The organism is Streptomyces flaveolus, from assembly GCF_000716535.1.
GTDB lineage: Bacteria > Actinomycetota > Actinomycetes > Streptomycetales > Streptomycetaceae > Streptomyces > Streptomyces flaveolus_A.
In genome coordinates this window covers 23,191-43,415 of the sequence record NZ_JNWV01000017.1, presented here as the reverse complement: position 1 = coordinate 43,415, position 20,225 = coordinate 23,191, and the positions used below count along the sequence as shown (strand labels likewise).

Genomic DNA, 20,225 nt, shown 5'->3' with positions numbered 1-20,225 from the left:
CAACAGCCGCCCCGGCTCCCCTGAAGCTCTGCCCGGACCAGCCGACCCCCTGCCCCCCGGGCACTCGGCTCGGACCAGTCACCCCACCGTCCGCCGGACCAATGCCCACCGCGATGCAGCCCTGGCTCCCTCCACCGCCCCAGCACGCGACTGACACGCCACCGCCACCAACCCCGCGCCCACAAAGCTCTGCCCGGACCAGCCGACCCCCTGCCCCCAGGCATTCGGCTCGGACCACTCACCCCCACCGTTCGCCGGACCAGTGCCCACCGCGATGCAGCCGTGGCGCCCGTCCACCGCCCCCGCACGCGACTGACACGCCCCCACCAACCCCGCCCCCCACCCGGACGGCCAACCCCCGCCCCCACCCGCCGACTTCGCCCGGGCCGGCGCCCCAACCACTCGCCGGCTCAGCACCATCCGTCGGCCCCACACGGGCTCGCCACCGCCCCGGCCGCTGGGCACCCGCACAGCTCCCCCGCGTGCTCCTTGGGCCGCCGCACCGACCGTGTCCGCGTGCCTGTCCCCGCTTAGGCCACCCGTGGTCTCGTGAGGTTCCTCCCCAGCCCCGAGCGCCAAGGACCAAGCCCGGGCCGTGCGCCGGTCCGGGACAGAGGAGCCGCGATGCCCGAAGCACCACCGGACGATCTGCCCGCCCTGCACGTCGAGCATGTGGACGTGACGTACGGGCGTGCCGTCTCCGCTCTGCGCGACGTGTCCCTGACCGTGCCGCACGACAGTGTGGTCGCGTTGCTCGGCGCCAACGGTGCCGGGAAGACCACGCTGCTGCGCGCCCTGTCGGGCACGCTCCGACTGTACCGGGGCGCGATCAGCGCCGGCCGCGTCCGCTACGGCGGCACCGTCCTCGACGGCCGCGACCCCGTCGCCGCCGTACGGGCCGGCGTCGTGCAGGTGCCCGAGGGGCGGCGGGTCTTCACCGGCCTCACCGTCGACGAGAACCTGCGCAGCGGCGGCCTCGGCCTGAGCCGCCGCGGCTCCGCGCAGGTGGCCGAGGCCCGTGACCGCGTCTTCACGCTGTTCCCGCGGCTGGCCGAACGCCGCCGGCAGGCCGCCGGACTGCTGTCCGGCGGTGAGCAGCAGATGCTGGCCATGGGCCGCGCCCTCATGGCCGCCCCGCGTCTGCTGCTGCTGGACGAGCCCTCGCTCGGCCTCGCCCCCCTCATGGTGGACCGGATCGCCGAGGTGATCCGCGAGATCCACGCCCAGGGCACCGCCGTACTGCTCGTGGAGCAGAACGCCGGGATGGCCCTGTCCCTCGCCGACCACGCCCATGTCCTGGAGACCGGGGAGGTGCGGCTGTCCGGCCCCGCCTCCGCTCTCGCCGGCACGGACGCGGTGCGCCGTCTCTACCTGGGCGAGGAGGGGGCCGCATGACCGTTCCCGTTCTGAGCGTGCGGGACGTCACGGTCCGGTTCGCCGGTCTCACCGCCCTGGACGGTGTCTCCTTCACCGTCAGGCCGCACACGGTGCACGCCCTCATCGGGCCCAACGGCGCCGGCAAGTCCACCTGTTTCAACGTGCTGTCCGGTCTCGCCCGCCCCGCGAGCGGCACGGTCCGGCTCGGCGGCACGGACCTGACCCGGCTCGCCCCGCACCGCATCGCCGCGCTCGGTGTGGCCCGCACGTTCCAGAACATCGTCACCACCGCGGGCACGGTGGCCGACAATCTGCTGCTCGGCCGGCACCTGCACGCGCGGGCCGGTTTCCTCGCGAGCGCCCTGCGGCTGCCGTGGGCGGTGCGCGAAGAGCGCGAACACCTCTCCCACGCCCGGCGGATCGCCGAACTGACCGGCCTGGGAGCGTACTTCGACAGCCCGGTGGGCCTGCTCCCGTACGGCGACCGCAAACGTGTCGAGCTGGCCCGCGCCCTGTGTCTGGAGCCGCGCGTGCTGCTCCTGGACGAGCCGGTGGCCGGCATGAACGCCGCCGAACGGACCCGCACCGCCGAGGTGATCCGGCGGATCGGCGCCGAACTCGACGTCTCCGTCCTGCTGGTGGAGCACGACATGGGCCTGGTGATGCGCCTCGCCGACGAGGTGACGGTCCTCGACTTCGGCCGTCGTATCGCCCACGGCACACCGGACGAGGTCCGCCGCGATCCCGAGGTGCTGCGCGCCTACCTCGGCACACCCCGGGAGGGAGCCGCGTGACCGGTCTGCTCGACGACCTGCTGGGCGGGCTCGCCCTCGGCGCGGTCTACGCCCTGGTCGCACTCGGTTTCGTCGTCATCTTCAAGGCGTCGGGCGTCCTGAACTTCGCCCACGGCTCCCTGCTCCTGCTCGGCGGCTACCTCACCGCCGTCCTGCACGACGACCTCGGCTTCGCCGGAGCCCTCGCGGTGGGTGTCCTCGCCACCGCCGTCCTCGCCGGCGCCATCGACCGGCTGCTGCTGCGACGCGGAGACCCGGACCCGCACACCGCGCACGTCCAGACCATCGTCACGATCGGTGTCGACATCGTGCTGCTCACCGATCTGTCCCGGCGCATCGGTGGCGACCTGCTGGTGCTGGGCGATCCCTGGGGTGACGCGGTGACCAGGGTCGGACCGGTGACGGTCGCCGACAGCAGGCTCGCCGCGATCGCGGTGTCCGCGGTGGCCATCGCCGTCGTCTTCGCCCTGTTCCGGTACACCCGCTGGGGGTTGTCCCTGCGGGCCGCCGGGGAGGACCTGGAGGCGGCCGCGCTCATGGGCGTACGTCTGTCCCGGGTGCGTACGCTCGCCTGGTGTCTGGCGGGCGCGCTGGCCGCGCTGGCGGCGGTGTTCCTCGCCGCGTTCCCCGCGCCGGGCCTGGAGCGGACCACCGGTCAGATCGCGCTGAAGGCGTTCCCGGCCGCCATCCTCGGCGGCATGGCCTCGCCGGCCGGCGCGCTCGCCGGCAGCCTGCTCATCGGGCTGACGGAGGCGCTGGTCGCCGGCCACCAGTCGGAACTGCGCGTGCTGGGCGAGGGGTTCGGCGATGTCGCCCCGTACGCCGTCATGGTCCTGGTCCTGCTGGTCAGGCCCACCGGACTGTTCGGCACGAGGGGAGCGGCCCGTGTCTGACCGCCGTCTGCCGAAGCCGGCCCGGACGCTCCTGGTCGCCCTCGTCCTGTGCGTTCCTCCCTTCTACCTGGACGCCTTCTGGCTGCGCATCGGTCTGTTCTCGGTGGCCGCGGCCATCGGCGCCGTCGGGCTGTCGCTGCTCAGCGGCACGGCCGGTCAGCTCTCCCTCGGCCACGCCTTCTTCCTCGCGGTCGGCGCCTACGGCTACACCTGGCTGGCCGGCGAGCCGGGACCGGGGTTGCCGACGGCCGTCGCCGCCGTCCTCGCGGTGCTGCTGGCCGGGGCCGCGGGCGGCCTGTTCAGCCCCGTCGCCGGCCGGGTGCGCGGCGTCTACCTGGGCGTGGCCACGCTCGCCCTGGTTTTCCTCGGTCACCATCTGCTGCTCACCGCGGACTCCGTCACCGGCGGCTTCAACGGCCGCTCCGTGCCGCCGCTCCGTCTGGGCGGTTTCGGCTTCACGGCGGGCGAGCCCGAACTGACCGTGCTGGGCGTGCCGTTCGGTGCCGAGGAACGCCTGTGGTTCCTGGCCGTGGCCCTGCTGGGGCTGACCTGGTTCACCGGCCGGGGTCTGGTGCGCTCCCGCCCCGGCCGGGCCCTCGCGGCGCTGCGGGACAGTGAGGTCGCGGCCTCCGTGATGGGCGTGGACGTGGCCCGCCACCGTGCCGCCGCCTTCGTCGTGTCGTCGATGTACGCGGGGACGGCCGGCGTCCTGCTGGCCCTGGCGTTCCGGCGCGTCGTCCCCGACTACTTCTCCCTCGCCCTCTCGGTCGACTACCTCGCCATGATCGTGCTCGGCGGCCTGGGCTCGGTCGCCGGGGCCACGGCGGGCGCGGTCTTCGTCACCGCGCTGCCCCTGCTGCTGACCCGATATGCCGACTGGTTGCCCCTGGTGGCCGCCCCGGGCTCCGCCGACGGCGCGGTCGGCCCGACGGAAGCGTCCCGCTACCTGTACGGCGCCGCCATCGTCGTCGTCCTGCTCTACGCCCCCGACGGCCTGCACGGCCTCACCCGCCGCCTGCGCGCCCGCGTCCGGTCCGGCCGACGGCCCGGCCCGCGTGCCCGCCCGTCCGCCCGTCCGTCCACGCCTCCGTCCACGTCTCCGTCCGGGCATCCGTCCGGCCACCCCATCGCATCTGTACGACCCGAGGAGCAGACCCCGTGAACACCCCGCACCCCAGACACCGTGTCACCACGGCCGTCGTGGCCGGAGCCCTGGCCCTGCTGGTCGCCGCCACCGGATGCAGCGCCAAGGCGGGCGGCGAGAGCGACGCCGAGGGCGCCGACGGCGTCCGCACCGGTCCCGGAGTCTCCGCGAAGACCATCCGCCTGGGCGCCCTCACCGACCTGACCGGCCCCTACGCCACCCTCGGCAAGAGCATCGTCCAGGCCCAGCAGATGTGGGCCGACGAGACCAACGCGGCCGGCGGCATCTGCGGCCGCAAGGTCGAGATCATCGTCAAGGACCACGGTTACGACGTCCAGAAGGCGGTCACCGCATACGCGGACATCTCTCCCGACGTCGTCGCCCTGCCGCAGGTCATCGGCTCCCCCGTGGTCGCCGCCCTGCTCGACGACGTCCAGCGCGACCACCTGCTCACCTTTCCGCAGGCCTGGGCCGCGTCCCTGCTCGGAAAGGAATCCGTCCAGGTCCTCGGCACGACCTACGACCTCGACATGATCGCCGCCGTCGACTTCCTCACCCGCACGAAGAAACTGCGGAAGGGCGACACCATCGGCCACGTCTACTTCGAGGGCGACTACGGCTCCAACGCCCTGGAGGGGTCCACCTGGGCCGCGGGGAAGGCGGGCGTGAAGGTCGTCGGACAGAAGATCAAGGCGACCGACACCGATCTGTCCGCCCAGGTTTCGGCACTGCGCAAGGAAGGGGTGAAGGCGATCCTGATCAGCGCCGGGCCCGCGCAGACCGCGTCCCTCGTCGGTGTCGCCGCCTCCCGTGGTCTGCGCGTCCCCGTCGTCAGCAGCGCGCCGGGCTTCTCCCCGCAACTGATGAAAACTCCGGCCGCGCCGGCCCTGACCGCGATGCTCCACGTGGTCAGCTCCGCCCCCGCGGTCAGCTCCGACCTTCCGGGCGTACGACGGATGGTGACGGCCTACCAGGACAAGTATCCCGGCTCCCCCGTCGACTCGGGTGTGCTGTCCGGCTACAACGCCGCCAAGCTGCTCGGCGCGGACCTGAAGAAGGCCTGCGCCGCGGGGAGCCTCGCCCGCGAGGACGTCGTGAAGGCGCACCGCTCGCAGCGTGACGCGGACACCGGTCTCGGCGTCCCGCTGGACTTCTCCGACGTGCACCGACCCGCGAGCGTCGCCACGTACACGCTCAAGCCGGACGCGGACGCGCCGGGCGGCCTCGTGGGCGCGGAGGACGCGCACCGGATACCGGGCGCGGAGGACTACCTGGCCGATCACGGATCCGCGGCGTCGTCGGCGGGGTGATGCCGGACCCCGGGTGAGCGAAGGCACTGTGGAGCAACCCTGGTGGCCGTCTTCGCCCGGGGCAACTGCCCAGGATCGGTTGAGGCCGCTGCCACCACCGGTGCGTGGCCTGACGCACCGGCATGCGCATGGTGGGTTCTTGCCCCGTCCCAAGGGCACAGGCTCGGCGAGTCGACGAAGCGGGAGCAGATGCACACCGTGCCGGCTTCGAGGCGAGTCGCCACGGCTGGGCATGCTCGACGTCAGCACCGAAGCCCCGTCGGTCCCCCGAAGGCGGCCACGCATACCGCCCGCGTCGGCAGACGAGGGTCGGCCCCCTTACGCGCCGGCCGGTTCCGCCTGGCCCCGGACCGGCCGAGTGCTCAGTCGTCTGTGGGGGCGCGCTGGCAGGCGTAGCTGATCCACTGCGGGGCCTGCCTCTCGGCACGGACGGCGTCGGCCGCAGGAGGGGTGACGCGGGCGTCGATGAGCCCGTAGCGGTGTTTCTTCTTCTCCGGCCGCAACTGGTCGTGGACCAGAGTGAACACGCGCTGCTGGCAGGGCAGAGCGACGGGAGGCTCATCGGGTCAGGGTAGCGACCGCGGCCGGTGTCTGAACGGGACCTCGCGCGCCCTGCCGTGACCGCCGGCCCGGCAGGGCCGTGGTGCGGGTGGTGGCCCGCCCGCCGCCGCGTCCGTCGTCCGCCCGCCGGTGGAGCCGACGTCGGACCGAGCCGGGCCCGAGAGCGGGCACCGGGGGCCGGGGCAACCGGACGGCGCGGGAGGGCGCGGAGGATCGCCCGGTACCGGAACTCAACCTTCCGCCATGTGAACGTCATGAGCCTGCCAAGCTCCTGCCCCGTCACGGTAGTCACGGCCCGGTCAACTGCCCCTTGCATTCACCGCGACAGGGGAGAGACCGGATGACACCCGCAGCCCGCCCGTCCCAGCACGCCCCCGAACTGCGCGCCGCCGCCAGGCAACTCGGCCGGCGCCGCTTCCTCACCGTCACCGGCGCCGCCGCGGCGCTCGCCTTCGCCGTGAACCTGCCCGCCGCCGGCACGGCCGCCGCCGCCGAGTTCGACGCCCGGAGAATCACCGACGACCCCTTCACGCTGGGCGTGGCCTCCGGCGACCCGCTGCCCGGCTCGGTCCTGCTGTGGACCCGGCTGGCCCCGCAGCCGTACCAGCCCGACGGCGGACTGCCCGCGCAGCGCGTCACCGTGCACTGGGAGCTGGCCCACGACGCGAACTTCCGCCGGATCGTCAGGCGCGGCACCGCGCCCGCCCACCCCGAGTTCAGCCACACCGTCCACGTCGAGGTGCCCCACCTGCCGGCGGACCGCGTCTTCTTCTACCGCTTCCGGGCCGGCACCTGGCTGAGCCCCACCGGCCGCACCCGCACCGCTCCGCTGCCCGGCGCCCGCCCCGCCGCGCTCACCCTGGGCGCCGTCTCCTGCCAGGCCTACGCCGACGGCTACTACACCGCCTACCGCCACCTTGCCGAGGACGACGTGGACGTCGTCTTCCACCTGGGCGACTACCTGTACGAGTACGCCGTCAACGCCACCGGCAACGACCGCCACTACACCGACCGCACCCTCCCGGCCCACTACAACCACGAGACGGTGACGCTGGAGGACTACCGGCTGCGCTACGCCCTGTTCAAGTCCGACCCGGACCTGATGGTCGCGCACGCCGCGCACCCCTTCGTCGTCACCTGGGACGACCACGAGACGGAGAACAACTACGCCGACGACACCCCGGAGGACGGCGGCTCCTCCGAGGAGTTCCTGCTGCGCCGCGCCTCCGCCTACCGCGCCTACTGGGAGAACCAGCCGCTGCGCCGGCCCCAGCTCCCCACCGGCTCCGACATGCGCCTCTACCGTCGCCTGCACTGGGGCCGGCTCGCGCAGTTCGACGTCCTGGACACCCGCCAGTACCGCTCGGACCAGGCCTACGGCGACGGCTGGCAGTACCCCGGCCCCGAGTCCGAGGACCCGGCGCGCACGCTCACCGGCGCCACGCAGGAGCGGTGGCTGATCGACGGCTGGCGCACCTCGCGGGCGCTGTGGAACGTCGTACCGCAGCAGGTCACCTTCTCCCAGCGGTACAACACCACCGCTACGCCGTCCAAGGTCTCCATGGATTCCTGGGACGGCTACCCGGCCTCCCGCGAGCGGATCCTGGCGGGGGCCGAGGCCGTCGGCGTGGAGAACCTCATGGTCCTCACCGGCGACGTGCACGTGCACTACGCGTTCGACATCAAGCGTGACTTCGGCGACGCCGGTTCCCGGACCGTGGGCACGGAGATCGTCACGACGTCGATCACCAGCGGGCGCGACGGGGCGGACCGGCCCAGCAACTGGGCCACCTACCTCGCGGCCAACCCGCACATGAAGTTCTACAACGGGCGGCGCGGCTACGTGACCGTCACGCTCGGGGAGGAAGCGGCTCGCGCCGACTTCAAGACCGTCCCGTACGTCACCAGGCCGGGCGCCCCCGTCACGACCGCGGCCTCCTTCGTCACGGAAGCCGGCAACCCAGGACTCGAGCCGGCCTGAGGCCCGGTGCGGCAGGGCTCATAGGCCGGCTCGAACCCCTGTGCAGCGGCAGGACTCACGGGCCGGCCCGAGCCCCGGTGCGGCAGGCGTCCCAGCACATGGCCCCAGGGCGGGGTGGACCCGGTTCCGGCCACCTCGCCCGGGTAGCGAACGCCGACGCGGGCACATCAGGCGGGTGACAAGTAGTCGCCGTTGGTGCCGCTGGAGGGCACGCTCGCCGCGGGCGGGGCCACGGCCGCTGGTACGGGGCGGCGAGTGTTACTTCCCGGCCGTGCCGGGTTCCCCGCCAGCGGATTCCTGGTAGACGTCCGCATAGGTGGGAGAGTCCTTGACCAGGTCGTCGCAGAACGCGGCGACGTCGTCGCCGATGAGTTCCAAGACCCCCTTGCCCGTGGCGGCGCCCTCCTCGAAGAAGTCGACGATCCCGGGGAGCAGGGGTCCGTCGGGCAGGTTGATCGGTCCGACCTTGAACAGGTACCTCTGCATCTCCTTGTAGACGATCTGGTAGTCCGGTGGGAGCGCCTTGACCCGAGCCATGTGTGCCCGCCACTGCTTCTTGCCCTCGATGATGTCCTGGATGCTCACGTCAGCCTCCCAGCCGGCCCAATTTCCTGGCGACGTTCCTGTTCAACTGCTCGCGCCACCGGTCGCGATAGGTTCGAGCCCCTTCTCCACCGGCCAGCGCCGTGCAGAAGCCCCGGATGTCGTCGCCGAGCACCTCGTGGACGCTCTGCCCGTCCGCCGCTGCTTCTTCGAGCAGGCCCAGGGCGGCGTCGACGATCGGCGTCAGGTTGCGGCCGGTGAAGCCCGCACGGGGGAAGAGGTGCGTCTTTATCTGTTCCCACGCCGCCCGGTAGTCGTCCGGCAGGGTCTCGGCCCGGGCTTCGAACGCCTTCCATTCCCTGGTGAGATCGCTGCCTGTGACGGTCTCCCAGAAGTTCATCTCCCGCCCTCCCTGAGCCTGTCGATGCGTGATGAGACGTACTGCCATTTCGCCCAGAACTTCGCGAGTTCCTCGCGTCCGGCGTCGTTGAGCGCGTAGAACTTGCGCGGCGGACCGACCTCGGACGGCCGTTTCGTCACCTGGACGAGTCCGTTCCTTTCCAGCCGCAGCAAGATGGTGTACACCGTCCCCTCGATGACGTCGGTGAAGCCGAGCTCGTTCAACTGACGGGTGATGGCGTACCCGTAGGTTTCCTCGCTGCCGATGATCTCGAGCACGCACCCTTCGAGCGTGCCCTTCAGCATCTCCGTCAGGTCGTCCATCGCGGGCGCTCCTCAGTCCTCCCGGTACTTGGTGGTACCGAGTACCGCTATACCGTATCACCGAGTACCGGGCGGCGGCAGGATCTGCGTGGGCGCGGCCGGCAAGGGACGGGCCGCTCGGGTTCAACCCCGTTCTCATCGCGCAGTCGGCGCCCGGCATGCCCTGCTCCGGTGGACGGCCGGCTTCGTCGTCGCAGCCGTCGGCATCACAGGCTGCCTGCCGGGCGGTGGCAAGACGGACGCCAGACCGAAGGGACCGTTCGCCGGACTGTCCGGCGGACAGATCCTCGACCGGGCCGCCACAGCCACGACCGACGCCCCGTCGGTCCGGATGTCGGGGCAGATGCCCGACGAGGCCACCGGCGGGACGGCTCGCTTCGACATGGTCCTGAGCGGGAAGGGCGAGTGCTCCGGCACCATCAGTTACGCCCAAGGCAGACGTGATCCAGACCGCGGCACGCTCTACGTGCGCTACGACGAGCAGTTCTTCCTCTCCGCAGGCGGGACCGCACAGGAGACCGACGCAGCCGTGGAACTGCTCGCCGGGAAGTGGGTCAAGACGCTCGACGAGGATCCGGACGTCCAGGAAGTCGCGCACTTCTGCGAGCTGGAGAAGCTGCTCGGTGACAGGCATGTGCGCTCGACACGCAGGTTCTCCGCGATGAGCTCGTCGATGCGGTCGACCAAGTCGCAGTGGCCGAGCTGTTCGACCTGTCGGCCGAGGTGAACGCGGGCCTGTCGCCGTGGCCGGCCGTTCTCGAACGCAGCGACGAGGCACGGGCCCGCCGCCCTCCGACAGACGAGGGGAAGAGCCCGGTTGGCCCCCAGGGCGTCACCCTGGGGACTTTCTCGCTTCCCGCTACAGGCCAATCATGTCTCCTTCAAGCGGGCCGTCGACCAGGTCGGTATATGTGGTTCGCCAGGCGACGTAGTCCACCGCCCACGACTCGCCGTCCACCCAGGCAGAGTGCAGCGCATCATCGAACTCCTGGCTGATGACCTCCTCATCGCCGGGATGCTCTTCGCCGAGATGCTGAAGCAACGCATTGATCTTCGAACTGGTGCGCGGCAGGCACTGGGCGGCCCACGCGCTGTGGTCGTTGGGGTTCGCGTGAATGCTCATGCCGGTTCAACGACGCCGCATGCGGCACGGAAGGGTGAACGTGGGCGCGGGCCGGCAGGGCGGGGAGACGGGTCAGTCCGGCCCGCGCGTGCACCAGACGCACCGGCACGCCTTCTGGCTGAACGAGTGCGAGCGTTGCTCTTCCGCCGCTGGCGCGGAAACGCGCTGAACAGCGATGAGTTTCGTCGTGGCGCCCCGTCTGAATCCACGTACCCGCTCAACCACACCCAAGGAGAGCGTCTTGACCGCCACCTACGCCTTTGATTTGCGTGCCAGCGGGGCGCCGAGACTGCGCGGAGTCTTGACGTCAGGCGGCCAGAGGCTGCGTCGTCGTGGTGGCCGCGGCGCGGTCCGCTCGCAGCCGTTCCAGAAGGGTGTCCGCGGCGACGAGGGCCTGGTCCACCGACTGGGTGCCGGTCATGGCGCACAGCGCGTACGAGACGTCCTCCAGCTCTCGGCTGGAGCGACCGGTGGGCTGCAGGTCATGGTGAAAGCGGGCGTCGGCGAAGCGGGCCAGTACCGCGCGTAGTTCCTTCTCCGCAGGCAGCAACACAGCGACAACCTTCTTGAAAGGCGGGCCGTTTCGCAGGGCCCGCGGCGTCCGAGAGCCTGCCGCCCGGGGACCGCACGGCAGGGATCGGTGGATGCGTACTCCAAGGAGTCGCCTGCCCCCATCTGATCACCGTATGCACTATTCCTGCCGCATTTTGCTGAGCGGCACGCCGGTCACGGGGGCCCGGATCCGGGATCTGTCCGTGCTGCACTGTGTCACTCGTCCGGGTTGAGCTCGTCGTACACCAGTTCCACCAGCCTCTCGGCCTCAGGGGTACGGGGGTCGGAGGGGACCTCGTAGTACCCGCCCAGGGTGGTGATCACGTCCTTGTGCGAGCCGTCGTGCTCGGGCTGACCGTCTTGCCGTTCCTTGGAAGACCTGGGGTCGGCAGCCTGCCACCACCAGATGCTGCTCCGGATCTCGTCCTTCGTCAGGGGGCCGTCCAATGTGATGTCCCTGCCTCGGACCTTCGCCGTGATCCTCGCCGAGTCCGCACCGGTAGCCATGCGCCCTCTCTCCTTTCCCGCGAAACGGACACCGCCGGCGCCGTGCGCCGATCACAGCAGCGGCTACCCCGCCGAAGGCCGTGTCCCACCGATCCGGTCACTCCGACATCGACACGACGATCGGCTACAACGCCATCCACCCGGCGGACGCCATCGAAGCCCACCGCGCGTTCATCACACGTCGTCGATCGCTTCGTCCCAGCGAGGAATACCGCACCCCGACGAACGCGGGATGGGACGCCAACACTCGTAGCCGCCTCGAAGACGGACCGTTCCCCGTGCCTCTTCTCTGACTGGGAGCCCGACGACGTGACGGTCCTCGACGGGGCCGTCGGATTCCACCCCACCTGGGCAGTGCGGATCGATATCTCCGGTCGGATCGACGGCACCGCAGAAGTTCACCAGCTGATCGCGCTGCTACTCGAACATGGAGGCGTGGCGATCGACGACTACTCAGCCCACCCCTGGACCGAGCAGGAAATCCAGTCCGGAGCAGTGATCGACGGTCTGCGCTTCTTTCGACTTCCGCGCCTGTCACGCACTCGACCGCGAGCCGGGCTCCGCAGCGGCCGAGCAACTTCGTGCCATGTTCGCCCAGGGGCCGGAAGAACGCGTCAGGGGCCCGGCTGATGCCGGGCCCCCTGCGTCGTAGCGGCGACAGGATGTGAACCTGCGACCTCTGGGTTATGAGCCCGGCGAGCTACCGAGCTGCTCCACCCCGCGTCGGTGGTGCCGCTCCACACTGGGCTCCGCAGGCCAGCGGGGACGTCAGCCGCGGACGATGTTCTCGGCCTGGGGGCCCTTCTGGCCCTGGGTGACGTCGAACGTGACCGTCTCGCCCTCGACCAGCTCTCGGTAGCCGTTGCCGGCGATGTTGGAGTAGTGGGCGAAGACGTCCGGTCCGCCGCCGTCCTGGGCGATGAAACCGAAGCCCTTCTCGGAGTTGAACCACTTCACGGTGCCGCTGGCCATACTGCGTCCTTCGATCTCGCCGGGGATGCCGGCTGGGGTGAGTAGCGGCGTCTTCCCCTGCGGGAAGACGCCCTCGTCCGTTCTACCCCGACCAGGGCCGCGTCATTCGATCATCCGTCCACGAGTGGGACGCGGTCTGATCCGTACACCACGTCGGCCCAGGCAGCGGCCCACTCCGGCGGCCGGCCCGGACGAGCGGTCCCGGATCTGGTGAACGCGGTCGACCAGACGGGAGCCGGTACGCAGCGCGGGCCTCCGACGGGGACGTGCGTGACATCTGCGGACCACGGGGCGGCACCCCCTACGGCGTTGCAGGCGCGCTCGAGAACTCGTCTGGCGCACGAAATCATCGGCCAGACGTGTGAGCGCCCGGCGAACCGGCGCCGGGCCGGGCAGCCGGCTGTCCGGCGGGGGTCCGTGTACGGCGTGGTCGATGCCACCACCCCGCGCGGTGCTCGACGAGGCGGATCCGGGTCGCGCACCAGGCGGAGAGCGCGTACGACGGCGCGCCCAGCCAGAACGCGGCTTCCAGCCCCGTGCCGGCCCAGGCAGCCCTCGTCCGCCAGGCTGGGCACGCTACCGGACCAGGCAGGGCCGCTTGGCGTCGAACTTCCAGCCGGGAACCAGGTACTGCATCCCGAGCGAGTCGTCCCGGGCGCCCAGCGCCTTCTCCTCGTACAGCTCGTGCGCGGCGAGGAGGCGGTCCATGTCGAGCTGGACGCCGAGGCCGGGTGCATCGGGCACCGCGATCTCGCCGTCGACTATGCGGGGCGGGTTCACGGTGAGCCGCTCCAGGCCCTCCTGCCATATCCAGTGCGTGTCCAGGGCGTTGTACGCGCCGGGCGCGGCGGCTCCGCAGTGCGTGACCATCGCCAGGGAGATGTCGAAGTGGTTGTTGGAGTGGCAGCCCCAGGTCAGGCCCATCGCGTTGCAGAGCTGGGCGACCCGTACCGAGCCCTGCATGGTCCAGAAGTGCGGATCGGCCAGCGGGATGGAGACCGACTGGAGGGAGATGGCGTGGGTGAGCTGTCGCCAGTCCGTGGCGATCATGTTGGTCGCGGTGGGCAGCCCGGTCGCGCGGCGGAATTCGGCGAGAACCTCACGGCCGGAATAGCCGCCTTCCGCTCCGCAGGGGTCCTCGGCGTAGGCGAGGGTCCCGACCAGAGGCTCGCAGAGCTCGATGGCCTCGCGCAGCGACCACGCGCCATTGGGGTCGAGGGTGATCCGCGCCTGCGGGAAACGCTCCTTGAGCGCGCGTACCGCCTTGACCTCCTCCGCGCCGTCGAGGACGCCGCCCTTCAGTTTGAAGTCACGGAAGCCGTACAGGTCGTAGGTGGCCTCGGCCTGGCGGACGATCGCCTCGGGGGTCAGTGCCTCCTCGTGGCGGATGCGGTACCAGTCGACCGTCGCGTCGGGGGCGCGGACGTAGTCCAGGTCGGTGCGGTCGGGGTCGCCGACGTAGAAGAGGTAGCCCAGGACTCGTACGGCGTCGCGCTGCTGGCCGTCTCCGAGGAGGGCCGCGACGGGCACGTCGAGGTGCTGGCCAAGGAGGTCCAGGAGCGCCGACTCGACCGCGGTGACGGCGTGCACGGTGGTGCGCAGGTCGAAGGTCTGGGCGCCGCGTCCGCCGGCGTCGCGGTCGGCGAAGCGATGCTGGATCTCGCGCAGGACGCGCTTGTAGTCGCCGACCCTCGCCCCCGTCACGAGGGACTCGGCGTCCCGCAGGGTCTGGGTGATCTTCTCGCCGCCGGGCACCTCTCCCAGCCCCGTACGGCCCTCGGAGTCGGTCAGGACGACGATGTTGCGGGTGAAGTAGGGGCCGTGGGCGCCGGAAAGGTTCAGCTCCATGCAGTCGCGGCCCGCCACGGGGTAGACGGCGAACGCGGTGATGGTCGGCTGCTGCGTGCTCATGCTCTCTTGATTTCCTTGTGCGGGGGTCGGGGCAGGTGGCGGTGGGGTCCTGGTGTCACAGGCCGAGGGTGGTGATGGCCCATTGGACGGCCAGGACTCCGCCGAGACCGAGGACGGCCAGCACCGTGGTGTACGTCGTACGGACCTTGATGGCCTGGACGACCGAGAGGTTGAAGTACTCCTTGAACAGCCAGAAGCCGGGGTCGTTGACGTGGGAGAAGGCGATCGACCCGCAGGAGACGGCGAGCACCATCATCTCGGGGCTGGCGCCGCTTCCGGCGAGGAGCGGCAGGACCACCCCGGAGGCGGTGACGACGGCGACGGTCGCCGAGCCGAGCGCCACCCGCAGGATGACGGCGATCAGCCAGGCGAGGACGAGGGGGGATATGGACCAGGAGTGGGTGACGTCCTTGATGTAGTCGGAGATGCCGCCTTCGACGAGGACGTTCTTGAAGGCGCCGCCCGCGCCGATCACCAGCAGGATCATGGCCATCGCCTGGGCCGCCGAGGTGCACGAGCCGCTGACATCGGACATGCTGCGGCCGATCCTCGGTCCGAACGCCCAGATGGCCAGGACCAGGGTGAGGAGCAGCGCGATCGGCGCCGAGCCGATGAACGCGACGGTGTGCAGGAGGGGGCTCTCGCCGGAGACGGCCATGTCGGTCACCGCGGCACCGGCGATGAGGACGACGGGGAAGAGAGCCACGGACAGCGACCAGCCGAGGCCCGGCATCTCCTCGTCGGTGAACTCGCGTTCGCTCACCAGGCCCGTGGGGATGGCGGGGTCCATCGCCTTGATGAACGGCAGGCGGGGCCAGAGCAGCGCGATGAACGCGCCGACCGGGACCGCGATGAACAGGCCGTAGAAGAGGGTCAGTCCGACCGAGGCGTGGAAGGTCGCGGCGACGGCGGTGGGCCCGGGGTGGGGCGGCAGGAAGCTGTGCATCGTGGACAGGGCGATCGACATCGGCAGCCCGACCCACAGCAGCTTCGCGCCGGTCACCCTGACCAGGGTGAACGCGATGGGCACGATGATGATGAAGGCCACCTCGTAGAACATGGTCACGCCGATGAGCATGGAGGTGACCACCATGGCGACCTGCACCCAGCGTGGCCCGAACGCGTCGAGGAGCTTGCCGGCGATGCGCTGGGCGGCGCCGGAGTCTCCCATGACGCGGCCGACCATGGCACCGAGCCCGATGGTGAGCATCGTGTCACCGATCTGCCCCCCGATGCCGTCCGAGAGGACATCCGGGATGTCCTTCACCGGGATCCCCTGCACCAGGGCGACGCCGACCGCCACCAGCAACAAGGCCGCGAAGCCGTTCAGTTTCCATCTGGTCATGAGCAGCAGCAGAACCAGAACACTGATGGCGACGACGACGAGTGGCATGTCAGCTCCCCTTTGAACTGTGGAGTGGAGCAGCCGGGCCGCACGGGCACGGGGCGTGGGCACGGCTGTGATGCGGACTGGAGCCAGCCGGCCGGGGGCACGGGGGTTTTGGCTGGGGTGGCATCCGGGAGTACTGGGTGGGGGTGGGCGACGAGGCGGACGCCGACAGCACTCCGGGTTCGGCGACGTGGGAGACGGCCGGTGGCTACCGGCTCACGGTTCGGCGGCCGACGACACCATCGGGTTGCCTGATCGGCGCGGCTCGTCCTGCCGGACGGGAGCAGGCATGGTCGATCTCCTAGACCTGGGGAACGCGGCAGCGGTGCCGCATGCGGTCCGAGCCACGGAACGGGTGGCTGAGTTGACCGTAGAGACGGTTTCGATTCGCGTCTAAGTCGAATTTTGTTGGCTGCCATACCTTCTCTGTATGGCGGCCTCCCGGCATCGGTCCGCCCAGCGATCGTCGCCGGGGTCGGGCAGGCGTCACAGGTGCCGCAGAAGTGCCTTGAGCGCCGGGTTGTCGTTGCTTTCCCGCCACACGTAGTTCAGTTCGACCGGTTGTGGGTCCGGCAGGTCCACCGGTCGGAAGACGATGCCGCCGTAGCGCATGCGGACCGCGCCCTCGGGGACGAGGGCAATGCCCCAGCCGCCGTTCACCAGGGCCAGCATGCTGTGCACCTGAGTGAGGTACTGGGTGAACACCGGCCGTACGCCCGCGGAGCGGAAGACGCTGACCAGCAGCTCGTGGAAGTAGCGCGCCTCGATGGGCGAGTACATCAGGAAGTCCTCACCGGTGAAGTCCTCGATGCGCATCGGTCCCGTGTCGGCGGCCAGTGGGTGCCCGGCGGGCAGCGCCGCCACCAGGCCCTCCCGCACCGCTGGGCGGGAGACGAGATCCGGTCCCGTGGCCGACGGACGGGCCAGCCCCAGGTCGAGCGAGCCTTCGCCGAGAGCCTTGAGCTGGTCGCGGGTGACGAGCTCCCGCAGGAGGATCTCGACCCCCGGCAGTGCCACCTGCGAGGTCTGCAGGAGGCTGCCGAGTGCGGAGTAGGCGCTGGCCGCGGTGAAGCCGACGGCGATCGCCCCCGCCTCCCCGGTGGAGACACGGCGTACGGCGAGTGCGGCGTGCTCCGACTGGTGCAGGATGCGGCGCGCCTCGGTCAGGAAGGCCCGGCCGGCCGGGGTGAGTCGCACGGTGCGGTTGGTCCGGTCGAGCAACTGGACGCCCAGGTCGGTCTCGAGCAACTGGATCTGCCGGCTCAGCGGCGGCTGCGTCATGTTCAGGCGTTCCGCGGCACGGGTGAAATGCAGTTCTTCTGCGACGGCCACGAAGCTCGTCAGCTGGGCCAGCGTGAACATTGATGCTCTCCGGGTATTGCAGGATCCAAAAACTATGTTGGACGTGAATCATTGGTAACCGTAGCGTCACCTCCAGGCGGACGCGGGGGGCGCCCCTGCCGACCGGCCTCGGGGTGTAAGAGCCGACCGCTCCCCCGCGAACTCCAGGATGTGAAGTGGTGAGCACGATGGACACGACGCCGCATGGTGTGCCCGGGCACAGCGCGGGAGAGGCGACGCTCGACCGGATCGCGTGGCTGCGCCTGTCCTCGGTGGCCCTCCCGCTGGCCGCGCCGATCAGTGACGCGAAGGTGTTCACCGGCCGGCAGAAGCCGATGACGGAGGTGGCGGTCCTCTTCGTGGAGATCGCCACCGAACAGGGCCATGAGGGAATCGGGTTCAGCTACTCGAAGCGGGCCGGCGGGCCGGGCCAGTTCGCCCACGCCAGGGAGATCGCCGAGCAGGTGATCGGTGAGGACCCCAGTGACATCGCCCGGATCTGGACCAAGCTGGTCTGGGCCGGCGCCTCGGTGGGACGCAGTGGCCTCGCCACCCAGGCGATCGCCGCGTTCGACGTGGCCCTGTGGGACCTGAAGGCCAAGCGGGCCGGACTGCCACTGGCGAAGCTCCTTGGCGCGCACCGCGATTCGGTCCGCTGTTACAACACCTCGGGAGGCTTCCTGCACGTCCCGACCGAGCAGGTCCTGGACAACGCGGCCGCTTCCCTCGGCAACGGCATCGGCGGCATCAAGATCAAGGTCGGGCACCCCGACAGCCGGTACGACCTCGCCCGCCTGACCGCCGTACGCGAGCGGATCGGTGACGACACCGCTCTCATGGTCGACGCCAACCAGCAGTGGGACCGGGCCACCGCCCAGCGCATGGGCCGCGCCCTGGAGGAGTTCGGCCTGGTCTGGATCGAGGAACCCCTCGACGCCTACGACGTCCAGGGCCACGCTGCGCTGGCCGCCTCCCTGGACACCCCCGTCGCCACCGGCGAGATGCTGTCCAGCGTCGCCGAACACGCCGAGCTGATTCGCCAACGGGCCGCCGACGTCATCCAGCCGGACGCCCCTCGCATCGGTGGCATCACCCAGTTCCTCAAGCTCGCCGCGCTGGCCGAACAGCACCACGTCCAGCTCGCACCGCACTTCGCCATGGAGATCCACCTCCACCTGGCTGCCGCCTACCCGATCGAGCCCTGGGTGGAGCACTTCGACTGGCTGGAGCCCCTCTTCAACGAGCGGACCACCATCCGGGACGGCCGTATGCACCTCTCCGCCCGTCCCGGACTCGGCGTCACGCTGACGGACCAGGCCCGCGCCTGGACCACCGCCACCCACGAAGCGGGCGCCCGCCCCTGAACCCGGGCGCCGGGAGCCGGCGCGGGCGACGCCGGGACGGACAGCCGCGCCGCCCGCGCCGCACTCCCTTCCCGCTCGTCGACGGCCGGCCGGCACAACACCGCGCCGCCCCCTCGCACACGACTTTCAGGAGCACTCCCATGTCGTCCTTCACGCCCGCAGAGCTTGGCCGCCGTATCGGCTCCGGGCTGCTGTCCTTCCCCGTGACCCACTTCCGTGCCGACCTCTCCTTCGACGAGACGGCCTACCGCGACCATGTCGTGCGACTGTCCAAGTACGACGTCGGCGGGCTCTTCGCCGCCGGCGGCACGGGCGAGTTCTTCTCCCTCACCCCCACCGAGGTGGAACGCGTCGTGACCGCCGCGGCCGACAGCGCGCCGGACGGCACCCCGATCCTGGCCCCCGCCGGGTACGGCACCGCCACGGCCGTCGAGTTCGCCGCCGCGGCCGAACGGGCCGGCGCCGACGGCATCCTGCTCTTCCCGCCCTACCTCACCGAAGCCGGGCAGGAGGGCCTGGCCCGGCACGTCGAGGCGGTCTGCCGTGCCACGTCCCTCGGCGTCGTCATCTACAGTCGCGCCAACGCCGTCTACAGCGCCGACACCGTCGCCCGCCTCGCGGACACCTGCCCCAACCTGATCGGGTACAAGGACGGTGTCGGCGACATCGACACCGTCACGCGCATCCACGCGCGACTGGGCGACCGTCTCACGTACATCGGCGGCCTGCCCACCGCGGAGACCTTCGCCCTGCCCTACCTCCAACTGGGCGTGACGACCTACTCCTCGGCCATCTTCAACTTCCTTCCGGACTTCGCCCTCGCCTTCTACACCGCCGTCCGAGAGCAGCGGCAGGCCGACGTCACGAGGATGCTCTCGGACTTCGTCCTGCCGTACACCGAGATCCGTAACCTCCAGGCCGGGTACGCGGTCAGCATCGTCAAGGCCGGCATGACGGCGACCGGTCAGAGTGCCGGCCCGGTCCGGCCGCCGCTGACCGACCTGACCCCTCAGGAACACGACGCTCTGTCGGCCCTGATCGCACGACTTCCCACCGCCTGATCCACGCCCGCACACATCGCCGGTGGACGGGTCACCGGTGCGGGTGCCGAGGTCCGCTCCCTCGATGCCCGCGCCGGCCGGACGCCCGACCCGCCTTGTCGCTACGTCCTGCTGATGGAACCCGAGTTGGTGGTGGGAGGCGCGATGTCCCCCGCCTGACGTCGCCGTCACACTGAACGTGTCTCCTTGGCCTCGGCCGCGTCCCGATCATGTGGAACGGGAGAGTTGCTCGCGCACCCACGCAGGATCGGGGTTGGTGTGCGGCCGGCCCGCCACGATGACGGTCGGCACGGTCTCGTTGCCGTCGTTGGCGGCCCTCACCGCTGCGGCTCCAGCCGGGTGGTCGCGCCAGATGTCGACCCAGTGCATCCGGCGGGCGTTGCGGCCCAGCCGTATGCGCAGTCGCATGCAGTACGTGCAGCCGGGGCGCCAGAAGACGACCGGCCGGCCGTCGACCGCGCTGCGGCGCTGTGCCTCCAGCGCGCCGGTCGACCTCGGGAAGATCAGAGGCGAGTTCACGCCTGCGAGCAGCACAAAGACCAGCAGGACGACTGCGGCTGCGCCGGGGTTCCCACTGACGATCAGCCTGGCCGTGAGGACTGAGCCGCAGAGCAGCAGAAGCATCGGCAAGGCCCAGGCGCGCATCATGAAGACGAAGGCTATCGATGAGTGGTCCCA

The 20,225-nt window shown here is 70.8% G+C and carries 21 protein-coding genes and 1 tRNA gene; 9 read left to right on the top strand and 13 right to left on the bottom strand.

The features are described 5' to 3' along the window. Positions 1-624: 624 nt before the first annotated feature. The 5 genes from OO52_RS19355 to OO52_RS19335 are packed head-to-tail and all read left to right on the top strand — an operon-like array spanning position 625 to position 5,518. Positions 625-1,395 (top strand): ABC transporter ATP-binding protein, encoded by a 771-nt coding sequence (locus tag OO52_RS19355; protein WP_030656708.1) that lies wholly within the window; start codon positions 625-627, stop codon positions 1,393-1,395. Continuing rightward, on the top strand, positions 1,392-2,171 hold the full coding sequence (locus tag OO52_RS19350) for an ABC transporter ATP-binding protein (protein WP_030656710.1): 780 nt from the start codon (positions 1,392-1,394) through the stop codon (positions 2,169-2,171). Before OO52_RS19355 ends, OO52_RS19350 begins: the two co-directional genes overlap by 4 nt. Next, positions 2,168-3,064 carry a branched-chain amino acid ABC transporter permease gene (locus OO52_RS19345; protein WP_030656712.1) on the top strand — a complete coding sequence of 299 codons (897 nt, stop codon included), beginning with the start codon at positions 2,168-2,170 and terminating at the stop codon, positions 3,062-3,064. The genes OO52_RS19350 and OO52_RS19345 overlap by 4 nt, the downstream gene beginning before the upstream one ends. Then, complete coding sequence (locus OO52_RS19340) at positions 3,057-4,226, top strand: branched-chain amino acid ABC transporter permease (RefSeq protein WP_031030151.1); 1,170 nt, start codon at positions 3,057-3,059, stop codon at positions 4,224-4,226. Before OO52_RS19345 ends, OO52_RS19340 begins: the two co-directional genes overlap by 8 nt. Then, positions 4,223-5,518, top strand: coding sequence for an ABC transporter substrate-binding protein (locus OO52_RS19335; protein WP_030656716.1), 1,296 nt, complete (start codon positions 4,223-4,225; stop codon positions 5,516-5,518). The genes OO52_RS19340 and OO52_RS19335 overlap by 4 nt, the downstream gene beginning before the upstream one ends. A gap of 362 nt (positions 5,519-5,880) precedes the next feature. On the opposite strand, the gene OO52_RS50865 is transcribed toward OO52_RS19335, so the two are convergent. Then, positions 5,881-6,045 carry a hypothetical protein gene (locus OO52_RS50865; RefSeq protein WP_158712520.1) on the bottom strand — a complete coding sequence of 55 codons (165 nt, stop codon included), beginning with the start codon at positions 6,043-6,045 and terminating at the stop codon, positions 5,881-5,883. 374 nt (positions 6,046-6,419) lie between these two features. Between OO52_RS50865 and OO52_RS19330 the strand changes: the two genes are divergently transcribed. Further along, on the top strand, positions 6,420-8,060 hold the full coding sequence (locus OO52_RS19330; RefSeq protein ID WP_030656718.1) for an alkaline phosphatase D family protein: 1,641 nt from the start codon (positions 6,420-6,422) through the stop codon (positions 8,058-8,060). A gap of 258 nt (positions 8,061-8,318) precedes the next feature. On the opposite strand, the gene OO52_RS19325 is transcribed toward OO52_RS19330, so the two are convergent. The 3 genes from OO52_RS19325 to OO52_RS19315 are packed head-to-tail and all read right to left on the bottom strand — an operon-like array spanning position 8,319 to position 9,326. After that, on the bottom strand, positions 8,319-8,645 hold the full coding sequence (locus OO52_RS19325; RefSeq protein WP_030656720.1) for a DUF1048 domain-containing protein: 327 nt from the start codon (positions 8,643-8,645) through the stop codon (positions 8,319-8,321). 1 nt (position 8,646) lies between these two features. Continuing rightward, entirely contained in the window at positions 8,647-9,003 is a 357-nt protein-coding gene (locus OO52_RS19320) for a DUF1048 domain-containing protein (RefSeq protein WP_030656722.1), read from the bottom strand. Further along, positions 9,000-9,326 (bottom strand): PadR family transcriptional regulator, encoded by a 327-nt coding sequence (locus OO52_RS19315; protein ID WP_030656725.1) that lies wholly within the window; start codon positions 9,324-9,326, stop codon positions 9,000-9,002. The genes OO52_RS19320 and OO52_RS19315 overlap by 4 nt, the downstream gene beginning before the upstream one ends. Positions 9,327-9,669: 343 nt before the next feature. On the opposite strand from OO52_RS19315, the gene OO52_RS50860 reads away from it, so the two are divergent. Further along, on the top strand, positions 9,670-10,053 hold the full coding sequence (locus OO52_RS50860; RefSeq protein ID WP_158712519.1) for a hypothetical protein: 384 nt from the start codon (positions 9,670-9,672) through the stop codon (positions 10,051-10,053). 132 nt (positions 10,054-10,185) lie between these two features. Here OO52_RS50860 and OO52_RS19305 read toward each other — a convergent pair whose 3' ends face one another. The 8 genes from OO52_RS19305 to OO52_RS19270 all read right to left on the bottom strand — a co-directional run bounded on the left by OO52_RS19305 (position 10,186) and on the right by OO52_RS19270 (position 17,143). Continuing rightward, complete coding sequence (locus tag OO52_RS19305; RefSeq protein ID WP_030656728.1) at positions 10,186-10,449, bottom strand: hypothetical protein; 264 nt, start codon at positions 10,447-10,449, stop codon at positions 10,186-10,188. 307 nt (positions 10,450-10,756) lie between these two features. Then, positions 10,757-11,002 (bottom strand): DUF5133 domain-containing protein, encoded by a 246-nt coding sequence (locus OO52_RS19300; RefSeq protein ID WP_030656730.1) that lies wholly within the window; start codon positions 11,000-11,002, stop codon positions 10,757-10,759. A gap of 215 nt (positions 11,003-11,217) precedes the next feature. Beyond that, the gene (locus tag OO52_RS19295) at positions 11,218-11,508 is read right to left on the bottom strand and encodes a hypothetical protein (RefSeq protein WP_030656732.1); all 291 of its coding nucleotides are present in this window, start codon (positions 11,506-11,508) and stop codon (positions 11,218-11,220) included. A gap of 649 nt (positions 11,509-12,157) precedes the next feature. Beyond that, positions 12,158-12,231, bottom strand: a tRNA-Met gene (locus OO52_RS19290). 45 nt (positions 12,232-12,276) lie between these two features. After that, complete coding sequence (locus OO52_RS19285) at positions 12,277-12,480, bottom strand: cold-shock protein (protein ID WP_030656734.1); 204 nt, start codon at positions 12,478-12,480, stop codon at positions 12,277-12,279. Between the two features lie 576 nt (positions 12,481-13,056). Further along, on the bottom strand, positions 13,057-14,391 hold the full coding sequence (locus tag OO52_RS19280) for an enolase C-terminal domain-like protein (protein ID WP_030656736.1): 1,335 nt from the start codon (positions 14,389-14,391) through the stop codon (positions 13,057-13,059). 55 nt (positions 14,392-14,446) lie between these two features. Next, positions 14,447-15,784 (bottom strand): gluconate:H+ symporter, encoded by a 1,338-nt coding sequence (locus OO52_RS19275; RefSeq protein ID WP_030656738.1) that lies wholly within the window; start codon positions 15,782-15,784, stop codon positions 14,447-14,449. 483 nt (positions 15,785-16,267) lie between these two features. Next, complete coding sequence (locus tag OO52_RS19270; RefSeq protein WP_030656741.1) at positions 16,268-17,143, bottom strand: LysR substrate-binding domain-containing protein; 876 nt, start codon at positions 17,141-17,143, stop codon at positions 16,268-16,270. Between the two features lie 155 nt (positions 17,144-17,298). On the opposite strand from OO52_RS19270, the gene OO52_RS19265 reads away from it, so the two are divergent. Further along, the gene (locus OO52_RS19265; protein ID WP_030656742.1) at positions 17,299-18,486 is read left to right on the top strand and encodes an L-talarate/galactarate dehydratase; all 1,188 of its coding nucleotides are present in this window, start codon (positions 17,299-17,301) and stop codon (positions 18,484-18,486) included. A gap of 140 nt (positions 18,487-18,626) precedes the next feature. Next, a complete protein-coding gene (gene kdgD, locus OO52_RS19260) occupies positions 18,627-19,547 on the top strand; it encodes a 5-dehydro-4-deoxyglucarate dehydratase (RefSeq protein WP_030656746.1) in 921 nt (306 codons plus the stop codon). A gap of 207 nt (positions 19,548-19,754) precedes the next feature. On the opposite strand, the gene OO52_RS19255 is transcribed toward kdgD, so the two are convergent. Beyond that, positions 19,755-20,195 (bottom strand): glutaredoxin domain-containing protein, encoded by a 441-nt coding sequence (locus OO52_RS19255; RefSeq protein ID WP_030656750.1) that lies wholly within the window; start codon positions 20,193-20,195, stop codon positions 19,755-19,757. Between the last annotated feature and the right edge of the window lie 30 nt (positions 20,196-20,225).